The sequence below is a fragment of the Mycobacterium sp. genome (assembly GCF_965229265.1).
Taxonomy (GTDB): Bacteria; Actinomycetota; Actinomycetes; order Mycobacteriales; family Mycobacteriaceae; genus Mycobacterium.
Genome location: NZ_CBDDIY010000013.1, coordinates 885293 through 909784, shown reverse-complemented (window position 1 = coordinate 909784; position 24492 = coordinate 885293). Strand labels below are relative to the sequence as shown.

Annotated in this window: 23 protein-coding genes and 1 pseudogene; 6 read left to right on the top strand and 18 right to left on the bottom strand. The window is 68.0% G+C overall.

Features of this window, described 5'->3' with window-relative positions; all coding sequences use genetic code 11:
* Positions 1–2: 2 nt before the first annotated feature.
* Entirely contained in the window at positions 3–1013 is a 1011-nt protein-coding gene (fgd, locus tag ADBZ9K_RS26285) for a glucose-6-phosphate dehydrogenase (coenzyme-F420) (RefSeq protein ID WP_526625214.1), read from the bottom strand.
* A gap of 58 nt (positions 1014–1071) precedes the next feature.
* Positions 1072–2193, bottom strand: a complete 1122-nt coding sequence (locus ADBZ9K_RS26280; RefSeq protein ID WP_526625213.1) for an MBL fold metallo-hydrolase — start codon at positions 2191–2193, stop codon at positions 1072–1074.
* A gap of 94 nt (positions 2194–2287) precedes the next feature.
* On the opposite strand from ADBZ9K_RS26280, the gene ADBZ9K_RS26275 reads away from it, so the two are divergent.
* Entirely contained in the window at positions 2288–3022 is a 735-nt protein-coding gene (locus tag ADBZ9K_RS26275) for an MBL fold metallo-hydrolase (protein WP_526625211.1), read from the top strand.
* Here ADBZ9K_RS26275 and ADBZ9K_RS26270 read toward each other — a convergent pair.
* From ADBZ9K_RS26270 to ADBZ9K_RS26255, 4 genes are all read right to left on the bottom strand, one after another.
* Complete coding sequence (locus ADBZ9K_RS26270; RefSeq protein WP_526625210.1) at positions 3019–4353, bottom strand: NtaA/DmoA family FMN-dependent monooxygenase; 1335 nt, start codon at positions 4351–4353, stop codon at positions 3019–3021. The genes ADBZ9K_RS26275 and ADBZ9K_RS26270 overlap by 4 nt on opposite strands.
* The gene (locus ADBZ9K_RS26265) at positions 4350–5462 is read right to left on the bottom strand and encodes an LLM class flavin-dependent oxidoreductase (protein WP_526625208.1); all 1113 of its coding nucleotides are present in this window, start codon (positions 5460–5462) and stop codon (positions 4350–4352) included. The genes ADBZ9K_RS26270 and ADBZ9K_RS26265 overlap by 4 nt, the downstream gene beginning before the upstream one ends.
* Complete coding sequence (locus ADBZ9K_RS26260) at positions 5459–6562, bottom strand: LLM class flavin-dependent oxidoreductase (protein ID WP_526625206.1); 1104 nt, start codon at positions 6560–6562, stop codon at positions 5459–5461. Before ADBZ9K_RS26260 ends, ADBZ9K_RS26265 begins: the two co-directional genes overlap by 4 nt.
* 89 nt (positions 6563–6651) lie before the next feature.
* Positions 6652–7131, bottom strand: a complete 480-nt coding sequence (locus ADBZ9K_RS26255; RefSeq protein ID WP_526625204.1) for a GNAT family N-acetyltransferase — start codon at positions 7129–7131, stop codon at positions 6652–6654.
* Positions 7132–7323: 192 nt separating this feature from the next.
* Here ADBZ9K_RS26255 and ADBZ9K_RS26250 point away from each other — a divergent pair, with 192 nt between their 5' ends.
* Positions 7324–8187, top strand: a complete 864-nt coding sequence (locus ADBZ9K_RS26250; RefSeq protein ID WP_526625202.1) for an SDR family NAD(P)-dependent oxidoreductase — start codon at positions 7324–7326, stop codon at positions 8185–8187.
* Here the strand turns inward: ADBZ9K_RS26250 and ADBZ9K_RS26245 are convergent.
* The 8 genes from ADBZ9K_RS26245 to ADBZ9K_RS26210 form a co-directional block, all read right to left on the bottom strand.
* Positions 8145–8630: a hypothetical protein gene (locus tag ADBZ9K_RS26245; protein WP_526625201.1), complete on the bottom strand. Its 486-nt coding sequence runs from the start codon at positions 8628–8630 to the stop codon at positions 8145–8147. The genes ADBZ9K_RS26250 and ADBZ9K_RS26245 overlap by 43 nt on opposite strands.
* A 2-nt stretch (positions 8631–8632) precedes the next feature.
* Positions 8633–9844 (bottom strand): O-succinylhomoserine sulfhydrylase, encoded by a 1212-nt coding sequence (locus ADBZ9K_RS26240; protein WP_526625200.1) that lies wholly within the window; start codon positions 9842–9844, stop codon positions 8633–8635.
* Complete coding sequence (locus ADBZ9K_RS26235; RefSeq protein ID WP_526625199.1) at positions 9841–10254, bottom strand: rhodanese-like domain-containing protein; 414 nt, start codon at positions 10252–10254, stop codon at positions 9841–9843. Before ADBZ9K_RS26235 ends, ADBZ9K_RS26240 begins: the two co-directional genes overlap by 4 nt.
* Positions 10255–10298: 44 nt before the next feature.
* Positions 10299–10736, bottom strand: coding sequence for an Rv0361 family membrane protein (locus ADBZ9K_RS26230; RefSeq protein WP_526625198.1), 438 nt, complete (start codon positions 10734–10736; stop codon positions 10299–10301).
* Positions 10733–11911, bottom strand: coding sequence for a formate-dependent phosphoribosylglycinamide formyltransferase (purT, locus tag ADBZ9K_RS26225; protein ID WP_526625197.1), 1179 nt, complete (start codon positions 11909–11911; stop codon positions 10733–10735). Before purT ends, ADBZ9K_RS26230 begins: the two co-directional genes overlap by 4 nt.
* A gap of 21 nt (positions 11912–11932) precedes the next feature.
* Positions 11933–13078, bottom strand: coding sequence for an AAA family ATPase (locus ADBZ9K_RS26220; RefSeq protein WP_526625195.1), 1146 nt, complete (start codon positions 13076–13078; stop codon positions 11933–11935).
* A 50-nt stretch (positions 13079–13128) separates the two neighbouring features.
* Complete coding sequence (locus ADBZ9K_RS26215; protein ID WP_526625194.1) at positions 13129–14844, bottom strand: alkaline phosphatase family protein; 1716 nt, start codon at positions 14842–14844, stop codon at positions 13129–13131.
* Positions 14845–15009: 165 nt separating this feature from the next.
* Positions 15010–15483 carry a MarR family winged helix-turn-helix transcriptional regulator gene (locus ADBZ9K_RS26210; protein WP_526625193.1) on the bottom strand — a complete coding sequence of 158 codons (474 nt, stop codon included), beginning with the start codon at positions 15481–15483 and terminating at the stop codon, positions 15010–15012.
* A 60-nt stretch (positions 15484–15543) separates the two neighbouring features.
* On the opposite strand from ADBZ9K_RS26210, the pseudogene ADBZ9K_RS26205 reads away from it, so the two are divergent.
* Positions 15544–17669: pseudogene (locus ADBZ9K_RS26205) on the top strand (MMPL family transporter).
* Positions 17670–17717: 48 nt separating this feature from the next.
* On the opposite strand, the gene ADBZ9K_RS26200 reads toward ADBZ9K_RS26205, so the two are convergent.
* Together ADBZ9K_RS26200 and ADBZ9K_RS26195 are read right to left on the bottom strand one after the other, a co-directional pair.
* A complete protein-coding gene (locus ADBZ9K_RS26200) occupies positions 17718–18104 on the bottom strand; it encodes a hypothetical protein (RefSeq protein WP_526625192.1) in 387 nt (128 codons plus the stop codon).
* A gap of 64 nt (positions 18105–18168) precedes the next feature.
* Complete coding sequence (locus tag ADBZ9K_RS26195) at positions 18169–20100, bottom strand: carbohydrate-binding protein (protein ID WP_526625190.1); 1932 nt, start codon at positions 20098–20100, stop codon at positions 18169–18171.
* 58 nt (positions 20101–20158) lie between these two features.
* Between ADBZ9K_RS26195 and ADBZ9K_RS26190 the strand changes: the two genes are divergently transcribed.
* A complete protein-coding gene (locus ADBZ9K_RS26190) occupies positions 20159–20404 on the top strand; it encodes a hypothetical protein (protein WP_526625189.1) in 246 nt (81 codons plus the stop codon).
* Positions 20405–21113: 709 nt separating this feature from the next.
* Here the strand turns inward: ADBZ9K_RS26190 and ADBZ9K_RS26185 are convergent.
* Entirely contained in the window at positions 21114–21683 is a 570-nt protein-coding gene (locus tag ADBZ9K_RS26185) for a TetR/AcrR family transcriptional regulator (RefSeq protein ID WP_526625188.1), read from the bottom strand.
* A gap of 129 nt (positions 21684–21812) precedes the next feature.
* Here ADBZ9K_RS26185 and ADBZ9K_RS26180 point away from each other — a divergent pair, with 129 nt between their 5' ends.
* Together ADBZ9K_RS26180 and bsh are read left to right on the top strand one after the other, a co-directional pair.
* Complete coding sequence (locus tag ADBZ9K_RS26180) at positions 21813–22586, top strand: IclR family transcriptional regulator (RefSeq protein WP_526625186.1); 774 nt, start codon at positions 21813–21815, stop codon at positions 22584–22586.
* A gap of 222 nt (positions 22587–22808) precedes the next feature.
* Entirely contained in the window at positions 22809–23795 is a 987-nt protein-coding gene (gene bsh, locus ADBZ9K_RS26175) for a bile salt hydrolase (protein ID WP_526625185.1), read from the top strand.
* An 11-nt stretch (positions 23796–23806) separates the two neighbouring features.
* On the opposite strand, the gene ADBZ9K_RS26170 is transcribed toward bsh, so the two are convergent.
* The gene (locus ADBZ9K_RS26170; RefSeq protein WP_526625644.1) at positions 23807–24460 is read right to left on the bottom strand and encodes a hypothetical protein; all 654 of its coding nucleotides are present in this window, start codon (positions 24458–24460) and stop codon (positions 23807–23809) included.
* Positions 24461–24492: the final 32 nt, after the last annotated feature.

The following is a 24492-nucleotide window of genomic DNA, read 5'->3' as shown; positions in this document are numbered from 1 at the left end:
GATTACCCCAGCTTGCGCAACCGCGGCTGCAGATCCTTCTCGAACAGCTCCAGGAACCGGCGCTGGTCGTGGCCAGGGGCATGGAACACCAGGTGGTTCAGGCCGAACTTGACGTACTCGCCCACCTTCTCCACCGCCTCGTCGGGATCCGACGACACGATCCAGCGCTTGGCCACCTGCTCGATGGGCAGCGCGTCGGCGGCCTTCTCCATCTCGATCGGATCGTCGATGGAGTGCTTCTGCTCGGCGGTCAGCGACAGCGGCGCCCAGAACCGTGTGTTGTTCAGTGCCAGTTCGGGATCCGGGTCATAGGAGATCTTGATCTCGATCATCTTGTCGATCGCGTCGACGTCACGGTCGGCGGCCGCGGCGCCTTCCTTGACCGCCGGGATCAACTTCTCGGTGTAGAGTTCCTCACCCTTGCCCGAGGTGCAGATGAAGCCGTCACCGGCGCGCCCGGCGTACTTGGCCACCGCCGGCCCGCCTGCGGCGATATACACCGGGACACCGCCTTCGGGCACGTCATAGATCGAGGCGCCCTTGAGGTGGTAATAGTCGCCGTCGAAGTCGACCCGGTCGCCGCGCCACAGTTCGCGCATCAGGCGCACCGATTCGCGCAGCCGGGCGAAGCGCTCCTTGAACTCCGGCCATTCACCGATGAAACCGGTGGCGATCTCGTTGAGCGCCTCGCCGGTGCCCACTCCGAGGAACACCCGGTCCGGATACAGGCATGCCATGGTCGCGAATGCCTGCGCCACCACGGCGGGGTTATAGCGGAAGGTCGGGGTCAGCACCGAGGTGCCCAGCACGATCCGTTCGGTGCGCTCGCCGACCGCGGTCATCCACGCCAGCGAGAACGGCGCGTGGCCGCCTTCGTGGCGCCACGGCTGGAAATGGTCACTGACCGTGGCACTGTCCATCCCGTGCGCCTCGGCGAGCACCGCCAGCTCGACCAACTCACGCGGCGCGAACTGCTCCGCCGACGCCTTGTATCCCAGTTTCAGTTCAGCCACGCTTTCGTTTCTACTCCCCTCGCCCGTTTTGTGAGCAGCCGAGGTCTCACCGTGGGATTCAGAGCGCGAAGACCTGGCCGTCCTTGGCCACCGTGGTGGGGCCGGTGAAGTTCTTGCCGACGGCATCGAGCCACTGGGAGTCGGGCAGATCGACCGGGTAGTAGTGGCTCAGGATCAGCTGTCCGGGATTGACGGCGGCGGCAACCTCACCGACCTGTTCGGCGGAGGTATGCGAATTCTGCAGATAGGTGGGAGGGAAGCTGTTTCCGTAGTAGGCATCGTCGAGAGTGATCATCGCCTCGTGAACGAGAATGTCGGTGCCCTGGGCAAGCCTGATCAGGTTGTCGGATTTGGTGGTGTCGCCCGAGAAGGTGATCGAGACGGCGGGGTTCTTGAGGTCGAACCGGAAGGCGAACGCGGGGTATACGTCGTAGTGCGATACCAGGGTGGCGGTGACGACGATGTTGTCATCCTCCATCACCGGAAAGGGATTCGTCTTCGGCGAGCGGTTGCGGTAGTCCGAGCCGGGGGGCACCGCGACTTCGCTGACCCTGACCAGCTTCTCGATATCGACGATACCGACGTCACGGATGAAGATGTTGCTGGTGTAGGCGAAGGCCTTGTGTAGCGCGGCGGTGGTGGCGGCGAGTCCCGGCGTCGGGTCGGCGGGGTTGACCGTCGGCGGATGCGGGTGACCAACCTCGCTCGGCGGCAAACCGCCCGCCGCACCGGGGCCGTAGACCACGACGGGTGCCTTGTCGTGCGGGGCCTTGTAGCCACCCGAGAGAAAGAAGCTGTAGTAGTCGACGATGTGGTCGGTATGCAGGTGCGTGATGAACATGGCCTGCAGGTCATCGAAATTCAGGCCGGCGTTGGTGAACGCGTTCAAAGAGCCCAGCCCGCAATCGATCACATACAGGTCGCTGCCGATCTTCAACGCCGTGGAGATCCCGTAGCTGTTGGCCGACGGCGGTGGACCGGCCGCGACGCCGAGCGTGATCAGGGCATTGTCGGGCAAAGGAACTGACGCAGGGGATTGCGGCACCGGAGCGGCTCCAGGGCGGTAGCCCGCACCGGTCAACACCGCCGTGCCCAACGCGGCCGAACCGGCGACGAGCGCCGACCTGCGCGAAATTGCCTCCACGCGACGTTTGCTGTCGTGGTCGCAGCGCTCTCTCACGCCGGAATACTAACTGCTCGCGAGCGAATTATCGTGCTGCGAACGCGCGTCGTGCCGAGCCCGACCGCCCCGGCGAATGCCTAAACTCGTTCGCATGGCACCGGCCCTCACCGCCGTCACCGAACACGTCCACATGGCCTACACACCGTTGGTCAACTGGACCCTGGTCACCGACGACTCCGGGGTCATGCTGATCGACGCCGGGTTCCCGGGCAGCCGCCCGGACGTGCTGGCGTCGCTGCGCGAGTTAGGCTTCGGCCCCACCGATGTGCGGGCCATCCTGCTGACCCACGCCCACGTCGACCATCTCGGCTCGGCCATCTGGTTCGCCAAGACGCACGGCACGCCGGTCTATTGTCACGCCGAAGAGGTGGGCCACGCCAAGCGGGAGTACTTGCAGCAGGCCTCACCGCTCGATCTGGCGTTGCACGCCTGGCAGCCGCGGTGGGTGAAGTGGTCGTTGGACATCGTGCGTAAGGGCGCCCTGCTACACGAGGGCATCCCCGCCGCGGGCGCGCTCACCGAGGACGTCGCCGAGACCCTCCCCGGCCGGCCGTTGGCCGTGCCGACTCCGGGCCACACCGGCGGGCACTGCTCCTACCTCGTCGACGGTGTGCTGGTCAGCGGCGATGCCCTGGTCACCGGTCATCCGCTGGCAGCGCGGCCCGGGCCGCAGTTGCTGCATAGGGTGTTCAACCACGACGAGCAGGGCTGCGTGCGCAGCCTGGCCGCGCTGGCGATGCTGGAGACCGACCTGATGATCCCCGGCCACGGCCAGCTGTGGACCGGGCCGATCCGCGAGGCCGCCCGGCGCGCCAGCCACCGCTAGCTCAACCCGAGGATGTCCCGCAACGTGAGGCCGGCGTATTCGGTGCGAAACGCCCCGCGTTCCTGAAGCAGCGGCACCACGGAGTCGACGAATTCGTCGAGCCCGTGCGGGGTCAGGTGCGGCACCAGGATGAACCCGTCGCAGGCGTCGGCCTGGACCCGAAGGTCGATCTCGGCCGCGACGTGCTCAGCGGTGCCGACGAATTGCTCACGGCTGGTCACCGCGATGACGAGTTCCCGGATCGAGAGCCCGTCGGCCTCTGCGCGCTCCCGCCAGGCCGTGGCCAACACATGGGGGTCGCCGTGGCGCACCCGGCCCTGCGTGACCGTCGGATCGTCGAGGGGGTCGACATCGGGCAGCGGCCCATCGGGGTCATAGCCCGACAGGTCGCGTTGCCACACCTGCTCGAGCATCGCGATCGCGGTCTGCGGGCTGACCTGCTGGCGGCGGATATGCCGGGCCTTCTCCTCGGCGTCGCCGGCGCTGTCGCCGAGGACGAACGTGGCAGCGGGAAAGACCTTGAGATGGTCGGGATTTCGCCCATGCGCGGCCGCGCGCGTCTTCACGTCGCGGTAGTAGCGTTGCCCGTCTTCGAGGCTGCCGTGCAGGGTGAACAACGCGTCGGCATGTTTGGCACCGAACGCGCGGCCCTCGTCGGAGTCGCCGGCCTGCAACAGCACCGGATGGCCCTGCGGTCCGGCGGGCAGGGTGGCCACGCCGCGGACATCGAACTGCGGGCCGTGATGTTCGACCGGATGGATTCGGTCCGGATCGACGTAGCGGCCGGTACCCGGGTCGGCGAGCACCGCGCCCGGCGCCCAGCTGTCCCAGAATTCGCGGGCCACGGTGACGAACTCCTCGGCCCGAAGGTAGCGGTCGGCGTGGGCCAGGAAGCCGCCGCGCCGGAAGTTCGCACCCGTGAACGCATCGGAGGAGGTGACCATGTTCCACGCGGCGCGCCCGTCGGAGAGGTGGTCGAGACTGGCGAATTGCCTTGCCACTTCGAATGGTTCGTTGAAGGTGGTGTTGATCGTGCCCGCCAGGCCGATGCGGTCGGTGACCGCGGCGAGGGCCGCCAGGACGGTGAAGGTGTCGGGCCGCCCGACGACGTCGAGATCGTGGATGCGCCCGCGATGTTCCCGGAGGCGCAGTCCCTCGGCGAGGAAGAAGAAGTCGAACAATCCGCGCTCTGCGACCCGGGCGAGGTGGACGAACGAGTCGAAGTCGATCTGGCTGCCGGAGTCGGGATCCGACCACACCGTGGTGTTGTTCACCCCGGGGAAATGCGCCGCCAGGTGGATCGCTTTACGCTGCTTGCCTTCTCGTATCATGCCGACAGCCCCCACCGTTCGGCGAGCAGTTCGTAGGACCGCAACCGGTCCGCGTGCCGGAAGGTCGCCGTGGTGACCACCAGTTCGTCGGCGCCGGTGACGCGCTGCAGCGCGGTCAGCTTCTCGGCCACCTCATCGGCGTCACCGACGAACTGCGTGATGATCCGGTCCTCGACCACGACGCGTTGCTCGTCGGTCAGCGGCGGGCAGGCGTCGGGATCGGGGAAGGGCTCCGCACCGCCGCCGGCACGGATGGAGTACACCCAATGCCCATAGGGCCCGGCCAGATGGTGCGCGGACTCGGTGTCATCGGCGACCAGGACGTCGGCGGAGACCACGACATGGGGTTCGGACAGCAGCTCGGACGGGGTGAAGGCCTCCCGGTAGGCAGCGACAGCTTCCAGGGCCGACCCCGGGGTGCTGTGATAGCTCGCCACGAACGGCAGCCCGCGGGCTCCGGCCACCGCAGCGCTGCGCCCCTTACTGCTGCCGAAGATCCATGGAGTCAGTGCTGCTCCTTCACCGGGAACCGCGTGGACGGGGAACCCGGCCACGGTGTGACTGCCATCCAGCAGCGCCAGGATCTCGCCGACCTGCTCGCCGAAATCCGGTGGTATCGCGTCGGGCTGAGTCAGAAGCGTTGCGAGCGAACGCATCCGCGGGCTGGCGAGCAACGCGGTGGCGTCGAACAACGGAGGTACCACCACCCCGTCGACATTGCGCCACGAGGTGGCGGGGCGCTCAGGCTGCTCACCGCGTTCGACTTCCTTACGGCGCTGGCCGGAGCGACCGAGCCCCAGATCGATGCGCCCGGGGTGGAAGGCCTCGAGAATGCCGAAACTCTCCACCACCGCTAGCGCCGTGGTGTAACCGAGTTGGACCGCGGCGGCACCGACCCTGATCCGCTCGGTGGCGGCCGCGATCTGGCCGATCACCACAGCGGGCGACGAGCTGGCCACCGCAACGAAATGGTGCTCGGCCACCCAGTACCGCCGATAGCCCCATTGCTCGGCATGGCGGGCAAGGTCGATGGTGTTGCGCAGCGCGGAAGCGGCGTCGCAGCCGGCGCTGATCGGCGAGAGGTCCAGGATCGACAGCGGAACGTTCACGACAGCCCGACCGGGGTGTAGCGGTTGACGGCTGCCGGTAACCCGAGCCGTTCCCGCAGGGTCTCCCCCTCGCGGTAGCCGGTGTGGAACCGCCCGGCCCGCTGCAGCAGCGGAACCACCTCGTCGACGATCACCGGCAGGTCGGTGGCGTTGACCGCTGGGTGCAGCCGGAACCCGGCAAGTCCGAGGTCGTGCCAGGCCAGCAGCAACTCCACCAATCGAGTGGGCCTGTCGCCGAATACCAGTGCATCGGAATCGAAGTCGGTGGCGGAATCGAAACTGACCACCAGGTCGGCAACGACGACGGGGTGACCGCCGACGGCTTCGGTCTGCTCGAGGATGGTTCGGACCGACTCCTCGTCGTTCGGGGTCACGAACACGAGATCAGCTGATGCGTCGGCGAATTCATAGGCCCGGGGAATGTGGGCGAGCGCGGCGACCACTGGTTGGCCCTGCGGCGGCCGCGGCGTGATGGACGGGCCTTTCACGGAGAAGTATGCACCGCTGAAGTCCACGTAGTGCAGTTTGTCGCGGTCGACGTAGCGGCCGGTGGAGACGTCGCGGATCACCGCGTCGTCCTCCCAGCTGTCCCACAATCGCCGCACCACGTCGACGAAATCGGCCGCCTCGTCGAACAGCGCCTCGGGATCCGGTACGCCTCGCCGGCCGAATAGCTCTGCCTCGTGGGTGGTCGGGCTGACCCGCGCCTGCCACCCGGCCCTGCCGTGCGACACGAAGTCAAGCGTGGCAATGGCTTTGGAGACGTGGAACGGCTCGGTATGGGTGACGGTGGCCACTGGTATCAGTCCGATGTGGCGGGTGGCCGGGGCGATGCGCGCCGCCACCAGGACGGCATCGGCACGCCCGGCCAGCCGCTGCGGGTCGATCTCGGCTCGCCGTCCCGGCTGGGGCGTGAAGCTGTCGTCGATGGTCAGGAAGTCCAGGAGGCCTCGTTCAGCAGTGGCCGCCAGGCGCGCCCAGTGCCGCCCGGATGTGACCGGCGGGGCGGCGGGGTCGGCGGCCAGGGTCTGCCGCCACGCCTGCGGATGCCAGCCGTAGCCGTCGAGCGCGACGCCGAGGTGCAGGGGGTTGTGCGCCATCACGTAACTGTCTAACGCGTGGCCGCAGAACGCATTCCGGAATCGGGGGTTGCACTCACGGTGATTTCAAATCCGGCCAGCTGGCCCCGCTAGAACAGCTCCTTGATGAAGGCCAGCGCGTAGGCCTCGCCGTCGGCGGGCAGCGGCTCGGCGAGCCGGCGGTAACCGGAACTTTCGTACAGCGCTTCGGCTTCGGGCTGCCGGTCGCCGGTGGTCAGGTAGACCCGGCGATAGCCCCGCCCGGCGATCTCGGCTTCGAGCGCGGCCAGCAATACCGTGGCGTACCCCTGTCGCCGGTGCCTGCTGTCGGTCCAGATCCGCTTGAGTTCGGCGGTGTCGGCGTCCAGACGGCGAAACGCGCCGCCGGTCACCGGCTGATCGTCGATCAGACCGATGAGCATGCCGCCCTCGGGGGCGCTGAACGCCTCGGCCGGATGGCCCCGCAGCCACTGCATGACGCCGGCCTCGGTCCCGTCGTAGCGGGTCGCGTACTCGACGGCGAGCTCGGCCAACAGTGGTCGCGCCAGGTCGTCGTCCTGATGAACGGGGACGAAGCGCAGCACACTCACCGGTCCATTCTGCCGGTACCGGCCGCGCGTCGAGCGTGCGGCCAGGGCTTCGAGTGTGCAGCGACGGCGGCGATCCGCCGCAGAGCCCGCCTTGGACGCACACTCGAGACCGCCGGCGCACAGTCGTTCCGGCCGGCCGGGATGTCGTGAAGGCCTTTGCGCAGAAAATTGACACCTGTAAAGTTCCCCATCATGGACAACATCGCAGGCAAGACGATCGCCATCACCGGCGCGGCCCGCGGCATCGGCTTCGCCACCGCCCGGGCGCTGCTACAGCGTGGCGCCCGCGTGGTGATCGGCGACCGTGACGTCGCGCTCGAGGAGTCCGCCGTCGCCCAGTTGAGCAAGCTCGGGCCGGTCTCGGGCTACCCGCTCGACGTCACCGACCCCGAGTCGTTCGCGACCTTCCTGGACAAGGCCCGCGCCGACGGCGGCGGGCACATCGACGTACTGATCAACAATGCCGGCGTGATGCCGGTCGGCCCGTTCCTCGACCATTCCGAGCAGGCCGTGCGCACCGCGGTCGAGGTCAACTTCTACGGCGTGCTCACCGGCTGCCGCCTGGTGCTGCCCGAGATGGTGAAGCGCCGCACCGGACACATCGTCAACATCGCCTCGCTGGCCGGTGTGCTCGCCGTCCCCGGACAGGCGCTCTACGCCGGAACCAAATTCGCCGTGGTGGGCCTGTCCACGGCACTGTCCGACGAGTTCGCCCCACAGGGCGTCCAGATCAGCTGTGTCATGCCGACATTCACCAACACCGAGCTGATCGCGGGCACCAACGCCACCGGCGCCGCCAAGCCGGTACAGCCCGAGGACATCGCCGCCGCCGTGGTCAAGACCTTGGACAAACCGACGACAGCGGTCTCCGTGCCGTCCCCGTTGCGCTTCGTCGCCGGCGTCACGGCGCTGCTGCCACCGGGCGGGCGCCGCTGGCTGTCCAAGAAGATGGGCACCGACCGGGTCTTCCTGGATGTCGACACCACGGCCCGCGCCGCCTACGAGCAGCGCGCTCAGAACGCCACCGGCGTGGTGGAACCCCCCGAGAACGGCTGAGCGAGGACCGGCACGGCAGCACCGGGCCGGTAGGCCTCGACGGCTTCGATGTTGGCCAGCAGCGCCTCCGGCGCCACGGTGTACAGCGCGCCCTGCTCACCGCCGGTGCCGACGAGCACGGCGGTGACCCCGTCGGGGAAGTCGTTGTCGGCTCCCGCCAGGGTGATCCAGATCCGGGTGACCGGCTCGACCTGCTCGTCGGCAACCTCGGCGGCCGACGGGCTGTAATACCAGCTCAGCAGCGTCTCGGTGGAGTACTCGGTGTCGAATGTCCAGCCCCGGGACACCAACCACTGGTCGAACGTCTCGACCGCCTGCCCGAGTTCGTCGTCGAAGTCGTCGCCGACGATGGCCTCCATCACCTGATCGGGCAACCAGCGCTCGTCACGGCTTGCCTGGCGCTTCTTGCGGCGGGCCTTCTTGGCGTCGGACTGGCGGGACACCGCTATCCCAGCGCGCGATCCAGGTCGGCGATCAGGTCCTCGGTGCCTTCCAGCCCGACCGAGATCCGCACCACCCCGTCGCCCAGCCCGATGGCGGCGCGGCCCTCGGGCCCCATCGCCCGGTGAGTGGTGGTCGCCGGGTGGGTGATCAGCGACTTGGCATCGCCGAGGTTGTTGGAGATGTCGACGACCTGCAGCTTGTCCAGCACCTCGAAGGCGCGCTCCTTGCCACCGTCCAGTTCGAAGGTCACCACCGTTCCGCCGCCGCGCATCTGCCGCTTCGCCAGGTCGAACTGGGGATGGGATTCCAGGAACGGGTACCTGACCCAGTTCACGCCGGGTTGGGCTTCCAGGAATTCAGCGATGCGCTGAGCCGATGAGTTGCTGTAGTTGACCCGGACCGACAGCGTCTCCAGCCCTTTGAGCAACACCCAGGCGTTGAACGCCGACAGCGCGGGCCCGGTGTGGCGCATCAGTTTCTGCACCGGCCCGTCGATGTACTCCTTGTCGCCGAGGATCGCCCCGCCGAGCACCCGGCCCTGCCCGTCGATGTGTTTGGTGCCCGAGTAGATCACCACGTCGACGCCCAGCGGAAAGCCCTGTTGCAGAAGCGGGGTGGCAAACACGTTGTCCAGCAACACTTTTGCCCCCGCGGCATGGGCCAGCTCGGAGACAGCGGCGATGTCGACCAGCGATTGCATCGGGTTGGACGGAGTCTCGAAGAACACCGCCTGGGTGGGCTTGCTCAGTGCCTGCTCCCACTGGGACAGGTCATCACCGTCGACGAAGACGGTCTCGACCCCCCAGCGGGGCAGGATCTCGTTGCACACCACGAAGCACGAACCGAACAGGCTGCGGGCGGCCACCAACCGGTCGCCGGCGCCCAGCAGCGCGCCCAGCGCGGTGAACACCGCCGCCATGCCCGACGCGGTGGCGAACGCCGCCGGCGCGCCCTCGATCAGCCGCAGGCGCTCCTCGAACATCGAGATCGTCGGGTTGCCGTAACGGGAGTAGACATAACGGTCGATCTCGCCGGTGAACGCCTGCTCGGCTTCGGCCGCCGAGGCGTAGACGTAGCCCGACGTCAGGTACAGCGCCTCGGCGGTCTCCTCGAAACCCGAGCGCAGCAGCCCGCCGCGCACGCCGATGGTCGCCTGGCTGACCCCGTCGGGCAGCGGTGCGGGGATGCGCACCGAGGGCACCTCGTCGGTCATGACTGTTTCCAGGGCAGGCCCAGCGCCCGCCAGCCGTTGCTCCCGCGGTGGCCGTTCTCGTCGAGCTGTCCTTCGAAACCGTCCAGCATGTTGTAGGACGGCGCGATTCCGGCCGCGGTGGCGGTTTCTGCCGCGGGGATCGAACGATTGCCGGAACGACACAGGAAGATCACCGGGCGCTCGCCGGGAGTGACGCCGGCGGCGATCAGGTCGGCGATGAAATTGTCGTTATGCCCGCCGGTGCCGCGGTTCCACTCCACGAACACGACATTGCGGCCCAGGCTGGTCAGATCGGGCACGCCGACCCAGCGCCATTCGGCGTCGGTGCGACAGTCCACCAGCACCGCGTCGGGGTTGTCGCTGAGCAGCTTCCAGCTCTCCTCGGGGGTGATGTCTCCTGCATAGCTCACCCGCGTGAGTCTTCCATACGGGCCTGTGCCGAACCGAGTAGTCCCTATGCCGGGCCGGGTGAACAGACCGTCCATTGCCCGCCCTCGCGGACGAAGGTGGTCGGCGTCGTGAGCTTGTCGTCCGGTTTGCGCTCGAAGTGGTAGACGACGGTGGCGGTGGCCCGGTCGCCGTCGATGCGCACCCCGGTGACGTCGTCGACAAAGCGCGCACCATGGGCGGTCTTCGACTTCTGTTGGCGGGCAAGGACATCGGCCTCACCGCCCTGCTGCGCGACGCAGGTGTACTTGCGGAAGTCGGCGTAGTTCTCGCGCTGCAGGGCGTCGTTCTGGCCGATGGCGGCGCGACTGACCTGCAGGTCATCGCTCATCCCGTCGCCCCGGACCAGCCAGGAGATCCCCAAGCCGACCAGCACGATCACGACCACACTCAGCGCGATCAGAATGGGCAGCGGGCTGGCCCCGTCGCGCTCCGGCTCGGTCACGGTTGCCACAGTCTGCGCAGGGCGGCCGACACCTGGCGCACCCGGTCGCGGGCGGTCGTCACGTCCGGCGCGGTGGCCAGCGCCACCGCCAACCGCAGCCGTGAGGCCCCCTCGTGGCGACCGAACAGCCGCACGTCGGTCTCCGGTACGGCCAGGGCATCGGCCAGCACATCGGGGGCGGCGTCGGGCCTGGCGGTGGGCTCCTCGGTGCCGCCGTAGGTGACCTCTGCCGCCCCGGGCGAGATCATGATGGTGTCAACCGGCAGGCCCAGGACGGCGCGGGCGTGCAGCTCGAACTCCGACAACCGCTGGGTGCTCAGCGTCACCAGCCCGGTGTCGTAGGGGCGCACGCTGACATCGGAGAAGTACACCTCGTCACCGCGAACCAGCAGCTCGACGCCGAACACCCCGCGGCCCCCCAGCGCCCGCACGATCCGGGCGGCCACCGACTTCGCCGCGCCCAGGGCTGCCAGGGTCATCTGCTGCGGCTGCCACACCTCCAGCGCACCGCCGTCGATCTGGCGGTGCCCGATGGGTTCGCAGAAGTGCAGGGCCGGACCGCCGGGCCCGTCGGTGCGCACGGTCAGCAGCGTCACCGCGTAGTCGATCTCGACGACCGTCTCGGCCAGAACCCGGTTGTGCGGCACCCGGCCACCGGCCGCGACGGCGCGCTGCCATGCGGGCTCGACATCGTCGGGCCGCAGCAGCACCGACTGTCCCTGGCCGGGAACGCCGATCACCGGCTTGACCACCAGCGGGAAGCCGGCGTGCTCGGCGACCGCGGTCAGCTCCTCCACCGAACCGGCGAACCAGAACGGCGCGGTCGGCAGGCCCAGCTCGTCGGCGGCCAGCCGCCGCATCCCTTCGCGGTCCAGGCTCAGCTGGGTGGCGTAGACGGCGGGCACCACCTGCGTGGACCCGCTCTCGGCAGCGGCGCGCAGCGCGTCGATGGCCACCGCGTTGGTGTCCACCACGACGTAGGCCGGTTCCACCCGGGCGATGGCGGCGGCCAGCTCCTCGGGATCGGTCATCTTCACCACGAGCGCCTCGTCGGCGACGTCGTGGGCGGGGGCGTCGGCGTAGCGGTCGACGGCGATCACCTCGGCCCCCAGCCGCTGGAAGGCCAGCACCAGTTCGCGGCTCAGCTCACCGGAACCCACCAGCATCACCCGCATGATGCCCAAGGATAGGTGGGCTCAGCCCCGTGCAGGCCAGTGCCAGGGCGGCTCGTCGAGCAAGCCCTGGCCCACGATCTGGGTCTGACCCAGATCGGCTGTCGCCGGCCCGGCGGCTCCGGCCGCCTTGGTCAACTCGATGGTGTTGACGTCGCGCCGGCGGCGCAGCGCGTCGACCAGCGGCGCGGCGTGGGTGACGACGACGATCTGTGACCCCTCGGCGGACCGGGCGATCAGGGCGGCCAGCGCGGGCAGCAGATCGGGATGCAGGCTGGCCTCGGGCTCGTTGAGCACGGTCAGCTCGGCCGGTCGCGGGGTCAGCAGCGCGGCCACCCATAGCAGGTATCGCAGGGTCCCGTCGGACAGTTCGGCGGCGGTCAGCGCCCGCAGCATCCCCGGCTGGCGCAGCGTCACCTCGAATCGGCCGGCGGTAGCGCTGATCTCCACCCGGCTGCCGGGGAAGGCGTCGTCGACCGCTTCGACCAGCGCGTCGGCGTCGCCGATCTCGGCGACGGTCTGCAAGGCCGCCGCCAGGTCGGCGCCGTCGTGGCTCATCACCGGTGTCCGGGTGCCGATCTGGGACCGTCGCGCGGGAGCGTCGGCATCGGTGCGGACGTGGTCGTAGAACCGCCAGGACCGCACCCGATCCCGCAGCGCCAGCAGCTCGGGGGCGGCCTGCGGGTCGGCGATCTCGCTGAGCATGCTGTCGAACGGGCGCAGTGCGGCCGGGGTGATGCGCCAGCCGTCGTCGACGTCGCGGATCCGCACCGCAGGCCCCAGCCGCTCGGCGAGCAGCGCCGAGGGCCGCAACACCGGCCCGGCCCACACCGCCTCGGACTTGATCTCGGGGTCCAGGTTGAAGGCCGTCTTCCCCGGGACGGGAACACCGAAGTCGACGGCGTAGCCGAAGTCCGCCCCGGAGAACCCCAGCTTCAGACTGGCCGGACCCTTCGTTCCCGACCCGGCCCACATCGTCGAGCTCAGCCCGCCCTCGCGGGCCAGTGCGTTGACCGCTCCATTGCGGGCGGAGTCGGCCAGCAGCCGCAACGCCCGGTACAAGCTGGACTTCCCGCTCCCGTTGGGCCCGGTGACGATGTTGCACCGGTGCAACGGCACGACCAGCCGGCGCAGCGAGCGGTAGTTCTCCACGGCGACGGTGTCGAGCACGGCGCCACCTTAACCAGGGGGTGCGACACCCGCACCGCCGTGCACCCCGCTCAGACGGCGATGGCCACCGGATTCTGCACCGTGGGCGGCGTGGTCTGCGTGCCCGGAATCGTCGTGTAGGGCCACAGGTCCGGCGGGATGATCTGGTTGCCGGTCACCCCGGTCAGCCGCACGATGATCTGGGCGGGGATGTTCAGTGCCTGATAGATGACGGCGCCGAGGAATTGGACGGGCAGCTTCAGGTACTCCGGCATGTCGGCGGTGGCGCCGTCGAACGCGCTGTATACGAAATACGGGATGATCGACGCGACCGTTCGGATCGTCAGGGCAACGTTGGTCGCGATGTCGGGGTAGCCGTACATCGCGATGGCGTCTTGCAGCGCCTGCCGCAGTGCTTCCGGGCTGGAATCGACGGGCTGGTAATCGTTGCCGGAGCGGTCCATCAGGGGCTTTCCCTGGGTGTAGGGCTCCGGGGTCAGGCCGAAGAGTTCGGCGACCGTGGGGGCGATATCGATGTTGAGGAAGGTGTTGTTGACCGCCCCCGCAGTGAAGCCAGGCCCGTTGGCGATGACGAACGCCGTTGTCTCATAAGGTGTCTGGAAGCCATGCGCACGCATTTCCGAGCCGTAGACACCGATGGTGTTCCATGGCACCTGGCCGTGATCGGTGACCACCAGTACCGTCCACTGTTCGCCCGGGTTGGCGGCTTCCCAGTCCCTGACGGCATCCAGCATGGCACCGACGTTGTCGTCAACATTGCGTAGGGCATTCGCGTACTCCGGCGACCCGGCATTGAACTCATGCCCCGTGTCGTCCACCCCGACGAAATAGCTGAACTGGAAGCTGGGGGTTCCGGCGGCGGTGTTGGTGATCGCGTTGACCGATGCGGTGCCCACCTCGTCGTCGGTGTCCAGCCAGCTGTTGTTGATCTGCGGGTAGTACAGGATGGTGTCAGCCGGAGCCGAACCGGCACCGGCGATCTGGGCGATGTTCTGCCAGTCGGCGATGGCGGTGGTGTTGACGGCCGGGAGGTAGGTCTCGAGCTGGTTGAAAATCGTCGGCCACTTGTCGTACGTCCACGGGGTGAAGACGTTGTTGGTCAAGCCGAGCACTTCGCTCCACATCCCGGTCAGGATCCCCGACCACGACGGGTCGGAGACGGTGGTGTGTCCCAGCATCGTTGCCGCGCCGGTAGTGCCGCCATCCATCAATCCGAAGAGGTTCTTGTTGTAGGGATCGGCAAGGATGGCACCAAGATTGGTGCCATCGATTCCGATCAACAGCACGTGCTGGGCCACGCCGTTTGCCGGTGCACCGGCCGAGCTCCCGCCTGCTGCCGCGGTGACCGCGGTTGCCGTCATGACCACACCGCGGCGGCTGCGACCGACGGCCGCAGATGCAGTGGCCGCGGCCGCATTGGTCGAAACCACCGGCGTGACACCCACCGTCGACACGGCCAGCGAAATAGCCTCCGCCGCCGGACTTTTCACGGTTCGCGCCGCAGCAGCGGGCCGACGGGCGGCCGATAACGCGGCCGACGACCTGGCGGGTTGGCCCACAGCGCCCGCGCTTCGCCGGGTTTCAGCGTCCTGACGAGTCCGGGCTCGCGGCCCCGTGCTGGGCGAGCTGGCCTTGGCGACGCTGGCCGACGGGCTGGTATCGGAGTTGGCCGGTTCGGCCTGGGCGACCGCGGCGGCCACCGACGAACCGAGACCGAAGATACCTGCTGCTGCGACGCCGACGCAGAGTTGCTTTGCTCGCCTCATACATCAATCCCCATATCCAGTTTGCGTGGAACAGGAGACGGGCATGCCGATCCCCTGACTTGTTTGCGGAGATATATTTACCTGCTCTTAGCGACGTTTGCTGCAAAGTCGGCAAAACGAAGGGTCGAACGAAGGGTTAACCGCCGGGTGGCGCCGTCGGCCCGGTCAGGTGCCCAACTCCGCCCGGAAGCCGGCCATCGCGGCCAATACCGCGGCGAACACCCGATGCGCCGCGGCCAGGTCGGAGTCGGGCAGCTCGGCCAGCGCGCGGTGGGTGTGGCTGGCCAGCGGAGTGAAGAACGCCCGGCCTACCTCGATCCCGTGGTCGGCGTAGCGCAGGATCACCTTGCGGCGGTCGGCCGGATCCGACTCCCGTCGCAGGTGGCCGGACTCGATCATCCGCTCGACCAGATACGTGATCGCCCCGCCGGACAGACCCATTCGGGCACGCAGCTCCCCCGCGGTCAGCGGGGTGCCGGAGTTCTCGGCGACCATGATGTGGACCAACGCCCGGAAATCGGTGGCAGACAACTGGTGGGCGCCGGCGAACACCCGGCCGATCTGGTCGGATTCGGCCGAGAGCGCCTGGACGTCGGCGACCACGGCGGACTCGAGTGCAGCCCGGCCCGGTTTCTCCACCACACCAGAGTATCTGTTAAGTAGATGAAATGTTCAGATACTGAAGCTATTCTGGTCCCCATGCACCGTGGACCAGCGCTCACTCGACCGGCATGGGATCGCTTCGGCGAACTCGTCAGCGGGCGGTTCTCCTGGGTACTGGCCCTGATCGTCCTGATGGCCGGCGGCGCCCTGATGGGCGTCGTCGGGCAGAACGCCTCGGCCGACCAGTCCCCGGTGGCGCTGCCGCCCAGTGCCGAATCGGCCGAGGCCGCCGCCTTGCTCAAGCAGTTTCCCGGCGGGGACCAGGCTCCGGTGCTCCTCGTGGTCACCCGGCAGGACGGCGCGCCGCTGTCGTCGGCCGATCTGGCCGCCGCCGAGGGCGCCCGCGGGCGCATGCTCGCCGTCACGGGCGGCGCCGGGCCGCCAATACCGGTCACCGCCTCGACCGACGGAAAGGCCGCGCTGACCCCGGTTCCGGTGAGCTCCACCCTGTCCGGGTTTGCCCTCAACGACACGGTCAAGGCGCTGCGGGACGCCGCCAAGGCCGGGCTGCCCGCCGACCTGGTGGTCAATGTCACCGGTGGGCCCGCGTTCGGTGCCGACATCGCCAACGCGTTCTCTGGCGCCAACGTCACCCTGCTGGCGGTGACCGGCGCCGTCGTTGCGCTGTTGCTGATCATCACCTACCGCTCACCGGTGCTGTGGTTGGTCCCGCTGCTGGTCATCGCGTTCGCCGACCGGGTTGCCGCGGTGCTGGGCTCGGCCGTCGCCGAGGCCAGCGGGATGACCGCCGACGGCTCGACGTCGGGTATCACCAGCGTGCTGGTATTCGGCGCGGGCACCAACTATGCGCTGCTGCTGATCTCGCGCTACCGCGAGGAGTTGCGACGTTCGGTGGGCGGCCACCGCCGGGCGCTGCACACCGCGGTGCGGCACGCCGGGCCTGCGATCGTCGCCAGCAACGCCACCGTCGTTCTGGCGCTGCTGACCCTGCTGTTCGCCTCCTCGCCGAGCACCCGCAGCCTGGGCGTGCAGGCCGCCTCCGGCCTGGTGGTCGCCGCGGTGTTCGTGCTGCTGGTGCTACCCCCGCTGCTGGCATTGTTCGGCCGAAGCTGTTCTGGCCCTTCATCCCCCGGCCGGGCACCGAGGAGATCACCACCACCGGTGCCTGGCACCGGGTCGCCGACTGGGTGTCCCGGCACGCCGGCCGCGTCGCGGCCGCATCGATCGCGGTGCTGGCCGTGCTCACCACCGGGCTGATCGCAACCCCGGTGGGGCTCAATCAGATCGACCAGTTCCGGGTGAGCGCCGACTCCGTGACCGGGTACCAGACGTTGTCAGCGCACTTCCCCGGCGGACTGACCGATCCCACCCGCGTCATCGGCAGCACCGACAAGGCCGAAGCGCTGACTCAGGCGATGCAGACCACATCCGGCGTCGTCTCGGTGACTCCCGCCGGCCAGACAGACACCGGCCTGAGCCAGTGGCAGGTGGTGCTCAACGCCGCTCCCGCCTCGCAGTCGGCGTTCGATACTGTTGCCGCCCTTCGTGACTCGGTGAAGAAGGCCGACCCCACCGCTTTGGTGGGCGGCTCCGACGCGCAGGCGCTGGATGCCAAGAATGCGGCGATCCACGACCGATGGGTGGTGATTCCCGCCATCCTGGTCGTGGTGCTGGCGGTGCTCTACATCCTGCTCCGCGCCGCGCTCGCACCGCTGGTGCTGGTGGCGGCGACCGTGCTGTCCACGATGGCCGCCCTCGGCCTGGGCGGCTGGGTCAGCGTGCACCTGCTCGGTTTCCCGGCGCTGGACAACACGACACCGCTGTTCGCCTTCCTGTTCCTGGTCGCTCTCGGGGTGGACTACACGATCTTCCTGGTCACCCGTGCGCGTGAGGAAACCCCGCAGTACGGCACTCGGGGCGGGATCGTGCGGGCGGTGTCGGCCACCGGCGCCGTCATCACCAGCGCCGGAATCGTGCTGGCCGCGGTGTTCACCGTGCTGGGCGTGCTCCCGCTGATCGTGCTGACGCAGCTGGGCATCATCGTGGGCCTGGGCATCCTGCTGGACACCTTCGTGGTGCGTACGGTGGTCATCCCGGCGCTGTTCACCCTGATCGGCCCGCGCATTTGGTGGCCGGCGTTTGCCAGCGAGGAGATCGAGTCGGCTCAGCCACGACCCGCGGACAGCAGCACGTCTGGTTGACAGCGCACGGGATCAGCGGACCGGGTGCCATCCCGATCCGGGTGGGCGTCAGTGCCCGCCACCACCGCCGGGTCCGCCGCCACCGCCGGGCCCGCCACCGGGACCGCCGCCGGGACCGCCGTTGTTGTTCCTGGGTCCCCCGTTGTTGCCTTCGTTCGGACCGTTGTAGCCGCTGTTGCCGGAGTTAAGCGGCGGCGTCGTCGTGGGCGGGGTCGCCGCCGGGGTGAACTTGTTGGCACCGCGGTCGACGCTGGTGCCCTTCTCTGTTTCGCTGACACTGGGCTTCGACGTGGTGGCCGGCGACGCGGGTTCACTGTGCCCGCATGCGCCGATCAAACCGGCCAGTGTCATCATCGCCGCGGCGGCGACGAGTCTGACCGGCCCACGTCCCGCGGGTGATCGATGGTGCTTTCCAGGTGGATCGATGGGCAACATTGTCGTCCTCTCGTGAACGTGCCTGACAGGGTTGTCATGCGGGGTGGTCATCGTCGCGGCCCAGCTACAGCTGGGTGCCGGTGGGGATGGTCGAGGCGGCCTGGCCGTGGCGTCCGAGGGTGGTCGCGAAGGCATAGTCAGTCTGGGTGAGGCCACTGCTGGTCGGCGAGGCCCAGTGCGCACCGGCACCGGAGCCGTTGTCGCGGGCCAGCGACCACATCGAGAGCTCCGCGACGCGCGGGTCCGTGGCCGCGTATGCCACCAGTTCCTGCGCGTCGGCAAGGGTGAATACCTCAGTGGAGACGTCGTTCTGGCCGATCATCGGGGTCACGCCGATCTTGGTCGTGGTCAGTCCGATCTTGTCGAGTTGGGCCTCGGTGCTCTGGACCGCCAGAATGGCGCTGAGCCCCATATCGCCGCCGTTGTCGACGGCCGAGCCGTAGTCCATGGCCATGATGTTGACGATGTCGATGGTGGCGCCGGCTGCTTTCGCCGCCGCAAGGACGTTCAGGCCATCCGATGTCAGCCCGGTCGGCAGCACGGGCAGGGTGAAGCTGATCTTCAACCCTGGATTGGCAGCCTGAAGCGCGGCGAGGGCTTGTCCGCGGATCTGGTTGGCCGTCGCGTTAGCCGTCGCTGATCCCTCGACATCGAAATCCAGGGAATTGACGCCGTACCGGTCGATGACCGACTGCAGTTGGGTTTGCAGTTGACCTGCCGAGGTCGCCGCGACGGCCGGATCCACCCCGACCGCGCCACCAAAGGAGATGGTCACGTCGACGTTATTGCTCTGTAGTTGCTGCACAACGGTTTTGATCGACGTCCCATTGGACAGCTGGTCATTGGTGATCGATCCGCTGCCGCCCCATCCGATGCTTCCCGAACCGCTGCTTTGCAGGAAGGCGAGGGTGACGTGGTCCAGGCCGGCCTGTTGGGCCATGGATACGACGTTCTGGCCGGCGGTGAGTGACATGTCGACGTACGGCGAGAAGTAATAGCCGGCGGTCGAACCCTGGGCCGCGGTCGTCACCGAAAGTGGCGACGACTGGGGCGATGCCCCATAGGAGTTGACCGCCTCGACAGTGAACGTATACGAGGTCGACGATGCGAGTCCGCTGACGAACGCCGACGTGCCCGTCACCGTCGATGTCTTGATTCCGTCCTGGAAGACGTCGTAACTCGCGGCGTATCCACCGCCGTTACTCCACGACAAGGACACCGTGCTTGAGCTGACGCTCGAGACCGCAAGGTTGATGGGGGCCGAGGGCGCCGCGGTGGCGGTCGGCCCGACGAGAGTCCATGGCTGGCCCGAGCCGACGGCACCGTTGTTGCTCGCCGGATCCGCGCCGCTGGTCCACCAGTTGGCCTTATAGGTAACGCCATTCGCGGTCACCAGCGCGCCCGCGGTGTAGGCCGACCCGGGCGTGTAGGTGCTGATATCGCCGGAGTTCTCGGTACCGGATCCCGTCGAACCGGACCCCGTCGAGCCCGATCCCGTCGAGACGACCGTCCACGGTTGACCGGAGCCGACGGCACCATTGCTGATCACCGGATCCGCGCCGCTGGTCCACCAGTTCGCCTTATAGGTCACCCCATTGACGGTCACCAACGCACCGGCGGTGTAGACCGAACCGGCCGTGTACTCGCCGACATCGCCCGAGCCCCCTGTGCCCGAGCCCCCTGTGCCCGAACCCGTTGTGCCCGAACCCGTTGTGCCCGAACCCGTTGTGCCCGAACCCGTTGTGCCCGAATCCGTCGTGCCCGAGCCCGATCCCGACGAGACGACCGTCCACGGTTGACCGGAGCCGACGGCACCATTGCTGGTCACCGGATCCGCGCCACTGGTCCACCAATTGGCCTTGTAGGCAACCCCATTGACGGTCACCACCTGACCTCCGGTGTAGACGGCGGAAGCTTCGTAGGACGTCGTCGTCGCGGCCGCGTTGGTGGACCCAACGGTGGCTTGCGTGCTGCTGGCTGCCTGGGCGGTCGGCACCGCTTTGGCCGAGCCTGCTGTGCCAGCAGGTGGGGAGGACGAGGAAGCGGTCGTCCCTGTGGCAGGCTTCGCGGTCGCAGCCTTGGTCGGCCCCGCCGACGACCCACGCGCCGACGAACCCGACAGCTTCGCCGCGTGGCCGCCCGCAACCTTATCCGGCGTCACGTTTTTCGTCGGTGATTGCGCCTTCGGCGAGGACGTACCGCCACCGGAGGCCCCGTCGTCAGCATGGGCGACGCCGGACCCGCTCGCCAGCGCGGCGCCGACGCCCAGCGCGACCGCACCAGCGCCCAGCCACGAGTAGGGCTCGATGCGGCGCTGAGATTGCTTGCGGTGACGTCCCCTCGTCGTCCGTGTGCCATGCTGCACGGCCGCTCTGGACGAATACGAGTGGCTTCCCACTGCAATCCCCTCCTCGGGTTCGAGGTTGCCGTCCGTTCCCAACAGGGCGCGGATCGGCGTGCCGACCACACCGCTGGTGAGCTATCCGGCTGCCCTCGCCTGGCTGTAATCCCTAACGGCAGCAAGCTATCTGAAAACGGCCCGACGAGTGGGCCCGATTCGGGTGCCGGCGCCCGCTTGGGGTGGTGCCGCGTCGGCACCGAATTTGCCGCCGGTGCCTGTCCGGGGGATCGCGACGGCGGCGCGGCGCCGACGGCGGTTCGGCCACCGAGCGCGGTCACCGCGGGTTGGTGGCGGTAGCTTCGGTCGGCTCGCGCTTCCCGACGCCGGAGGCGCCGACGGCCACCTTCGGCGTCCGGATATGGGCGATGAACTGCGCGTTCAGGAACAGGAGAGCAGGACGGCGGGCCGGCCGCCAGCAAGTCGGTGCCGCGGGTTAACACCTCTGCGCGGCTGGCACGGCCGGCTTGCCCGGCAGATTCTCCGGTGCCGAACCGGGCGATTGAGACCCGCTCGCGGCCGCGAATCGCGGCTGGCAACGCCTCGGAAAACGCCCCAGCCGGCAGCAGTGCAGCGGCAGCATTACCGTCCCGGGAATCGGGACAGGCGATTCACGTTCGCACCGCGATGACGCGCGTCGCCGCCTCCACCGCAGCCGCACGGCGGTGGGCCACCACCTGTGGATCCGCAGACACCGCATGGGGATCAGGGGAATGTGCCCATGCCAGCCCGATACCGAACAACAGCATGAGGAGGTCGAAGGGCTCCCACACCGGGTCGACGTGGCCACGTTCCTGGGCGACGCGGATCGCCTCGAGAGCGTGGTCGACGACGGGTTCACCGTCGGCCTGCGGCTCATCGAGGGCTACCCCTTCCAGGCGTGCCCAGTCGTTCATTCGGACATGCTCGGGCTGGGTGCGGGCCAAGTCGTAGACCTCACCGACGAACTCGGCAACAGCGTCGGGGCGCAGCGTCACCGCCTGGAAGAACTCGGCGGTGTCACGGGCCACCACCGCACGAAACAGGGTCTCCTTGTCGCCGAAGTGGGCGTAGAGACGTTCCTTGCTGGCGGGCGCGGCCTTGGCGATCCGATCGATACGGGCTCCGGCCAGGCCGTATTGCGCGAACTCGGCGCGAGCCGCGGCCATGATCTCGTTTCGCAATTCTGTCGCGTTGCGCACAGTCGGATCATAGCCAGACGAAACATTCCGTCCGATCAAGCTTCCCCTTCCAAACGAACCAGTTCGTCTGTTAGAGTCACATCGGACGCGACGAGCGCGGATCACCACCGGCGATGAAGGGAGGCAACGATGCCAGATCTGCGGCGTGTCACCGTGGTCCTGGACGTCATCGCCAAGGGCCGGGGATCGCTCACCGTGACCGACTTAGCCACCCGGACCGGGCTCTCCCGCTCCAGCGTGCACCGCATCCTGCAGGCCCTCGAACGCGAGCAGTACGTGATGCGGGTGCCGGCCCACACCTCCTACACACTCGGGCCCGGACTACTCAACTTCGGTATCGATGCCCACCTGCGTCTGGTGGCCGCCAACCGTGGCCACCTGGTCACGTTGTCGCGCGCGTTGAGTGAGAACACCGAACTGGCCGTCATCGTCGGCAGCAGCGTCGTCGTCATCGACGGGGTGAGCGGATCGGATCGACTCGGCGGAACGGCCAGCGTCGGCAAGCGATTTCCGCTGCACGCCACAAGTTTCGGCAAGGCACTCCTATCGCGGCTGCCCGACCAGAACCAGCGCAGCATCATTGCGGAAACGCTGCCCCGGTTCACCCCGAACACCGTGACCGATCGCGATGCACTGCTGCATCAGCTCGAGACCATCGGGCGGATCAACGTGGCCATCGATGTCGAAGAACACCGCACGGGAATCTGCACCTTGGCCACGGCCATCAACGCACCGATCGGCGGATTGCAGGCCATCGGGGTCGTCATCCCCACGCACCGAATACGGCAGAAGCTCGGCGTGGCCATCGAGGCGCTTCATCGATTCAACCCCCAGATCGACGTAGCCGCCGCGAAGCCTGCACTCGCGGCTGACGTGACGTCGATCTGGGCGCGCGCCGAATAGGAAGGGGGCTTGCGACTCACGCTGGTATTCAGCAACATTCCCGCGCCCATTCATGAAATACCTCCCTCGAGCGCTTAGGATCCCGTCTGTCACGGATCGGCGGCCGCTCGCTAGTAGAAATGAACGAAAATGCAAAAACGCACTCTCACAAAGATTTTGGCCGCTTTCTGCGCAGCACTGTGCCTACTGGCGACCGCGCCGGGTGCCGGCGCGTGCACGCGGGTGACCTGGCTGGGACCCGAAGGCGCGGTCATCACCGGGCGATCGATGGACTGGCCGTACTCGTTCAACGCCCACCTCTACCTCATTCCGGAGGGCCTCACGCAGGACGGGTCAGGGGGCGTCAACTCGCTGACGTGGACCAGCAAGTACGGCGCGGTCGTCGTCGCCGGCGCGGCCAATCCGGGCGGGCCCATCAACGGGGTGTTCGACGGCATGAACGAAAAGGGCCTGGTGGCCAATCTGTTGTACCTGTCCGAAGCCGACTTCGGACCGGCACCCACCGATAACCGGCCGCGGCTGTCGTTCGCCGGCTGGGTGCAATACGTCCTGACCAGCTTCTCCACCGTCGACGAAGTCGTCGACGCGTTCAGCAACCCGTCGATCTACATCGTTCCCGTCGACTTCGGCCCCAACAAGATGGGACACCCGACCGTGCACCTGGCCGTCTCCGACGCCAGCGGCGACTCGGCGATCTTCGAATACCTCAACGGCAAGGTCGTCGTTCACCATGGCCGCCAGTATCAGGTCATGACCAACAGCCCGACCTACGACGAGCAACTCAAACTCGCCGCGCAGTGGAAGAACAGAGACCCCAACAGCGAACTGCCGGGATCCATCCGCTCAGAAGATCGCTTCGTGCGCGCGTCCTACTATCTGAGCCAGCTGCCGCAAACCACCGATGATCGACAAGCCGTCGCCGGCGTATTCAGCGTGATGCGCAACGTGTCGGTGCCCTGGGGCGTCTCCGACGCCGCCCACCCCAACCTCTCCCCGACCTACTGGCGATCGGTGGCCGATGCCTCGACCAGGGTGTACTACTTCGAATCAACGCTGAGCCCCAATATCGTCTGGGCCGACTTCAACCAGCTGGACTTCCAGCCAGGCTCCGGTGTGCGGGCGGTCTCGGTGGAGAACAACGACGCGATCATCGGCAACATCGACGCCGACTTCGCCCCCGCGGACCCGATCACCTTCCTGGCGCCATGACCGGCCGTCAGCTAGTCGCGCTCCCTGAACTCGTCACGGAGCCCTTCGAAGACACCGGCCCGGGCCAGCAGAAGCAGGCTGACGACCAGCACCCAGATCGGGAAGGCCAGGGTCAGCCACATGCTGACGTCACTGGAGATCAGCAGCGCGACCGCCAGCAGATAGCTGGCGATCACCAGCCAGCGCGGCATCAGCGCAGTGCGCAGCCAGATGGTCGCCAACGAGATCATGAACACCGCCGCCATCCGCAGCGCGTAGGTCTTGGCCAGTGCCAGAACCACCATCTGGCCGAAGAGGGCCACTTCGCTGTTGCCGAGGGCCTCCGGCCCCACCGCGCTGTTGCTGGCCGAAAGCCCGGCCCCGATCGCACTGGTCACGAACATCATGCCCAGGAACAACAGCCCGCTGCCGAGGAACACCGTGCCGAAGAACTTGTCCTCGAACCGGCCCAGACCGTCGCGCACCACCCCGATGAACCACAGGAATGCGATCCCGGCGAACGGCATCAGCACGGCGGCGATCTTCATCTTGCCGCTGGCCGCATCCAGCCACTGCGAACCGGGTTGAGCGCCCTCCGGCAGCGACGACCGGATCAGGATCAGGTTGGCGCCGAACAACAGCGCGAACAACACCCCGGCCGCCGCGGCAGCCCGCGGGGTGGTCAGGCTTTTCAGCGTGGACGAGCGGTGTTCTGACA

What these genes read in the sequence shown, in the direction of transcription:
- ADBZ9K_RS26250 (WP_526625202.1), top strand. Translation starts at nt 7,324, where the DNA reads ATGGACAACATCGCAGGCAAGACGATCGCCATCACCGGCGCGGCCCGC.
- ADBZ9K_RS26240 (WP_526625200.1), bottom strand. Translation starts at nt 9,844, where the DNA reads ATGACCGACGAGGTGCCCTCGGTGCGCATCCCCGCACCGCTGCCCGAC.
- ADBZ9K_RS26270 (WP_526625210.1), bottom strand. Translation starts at nt 4,353, where the DNA reads ATGATACGAGAAGGCAAGCAGCGTAAAGCGATCCACCTGGCGGCGCAT.
- ADBZ9K_RS26275 (WP_526625211.1), top strand. Translation starts at nt 2,288, where the DNA reads ATGGCACCGGCCCTCACCGCCGTCACCGAACACGTCCACATGGCCTAC.
- ADBZ9K_RS26200 (WP_526625192.1), bottom strand. Translation starts at nt 18,104, where the DNA reads ATGTTGCCCATCGATCCACCTGGAAAGCACCATCGATCACCCGCGGGA.
- ADBZ9K_RS26260 (WP_526625206.1), bottom strand. Translation starts at nt 6,562, where the DNA reads ATGGCGCACAACCCCCTGCACCTCGGCGTCGCGCTCGACGGCTACGGC.
- ADBZ9K_RS26215 (WP_526625194.1), bottom strand. Translation starts at nt 14,844, where the DNA reads ATGAGGCGAGCAAAGCAACTCTGCGTCGGCGTCGCAGCAGCAGGTATC.
- ADBZ9K_RS26180 (WP_526625186.1), top strand. Translation starts at nt 21,813, where the DNA reads ATGCCAGATCTGCGGCGTGTCACCGTGGTCCTGGACGTCATCGCCAAG.
- purT (WP_526625197.1), bottom strand. Translation starts at nt 11,911, where the DNA reads ATGCGGGTGATGCTGGTGGGTTCCGGTGAGCTGAGCCGCGAACTGGTG.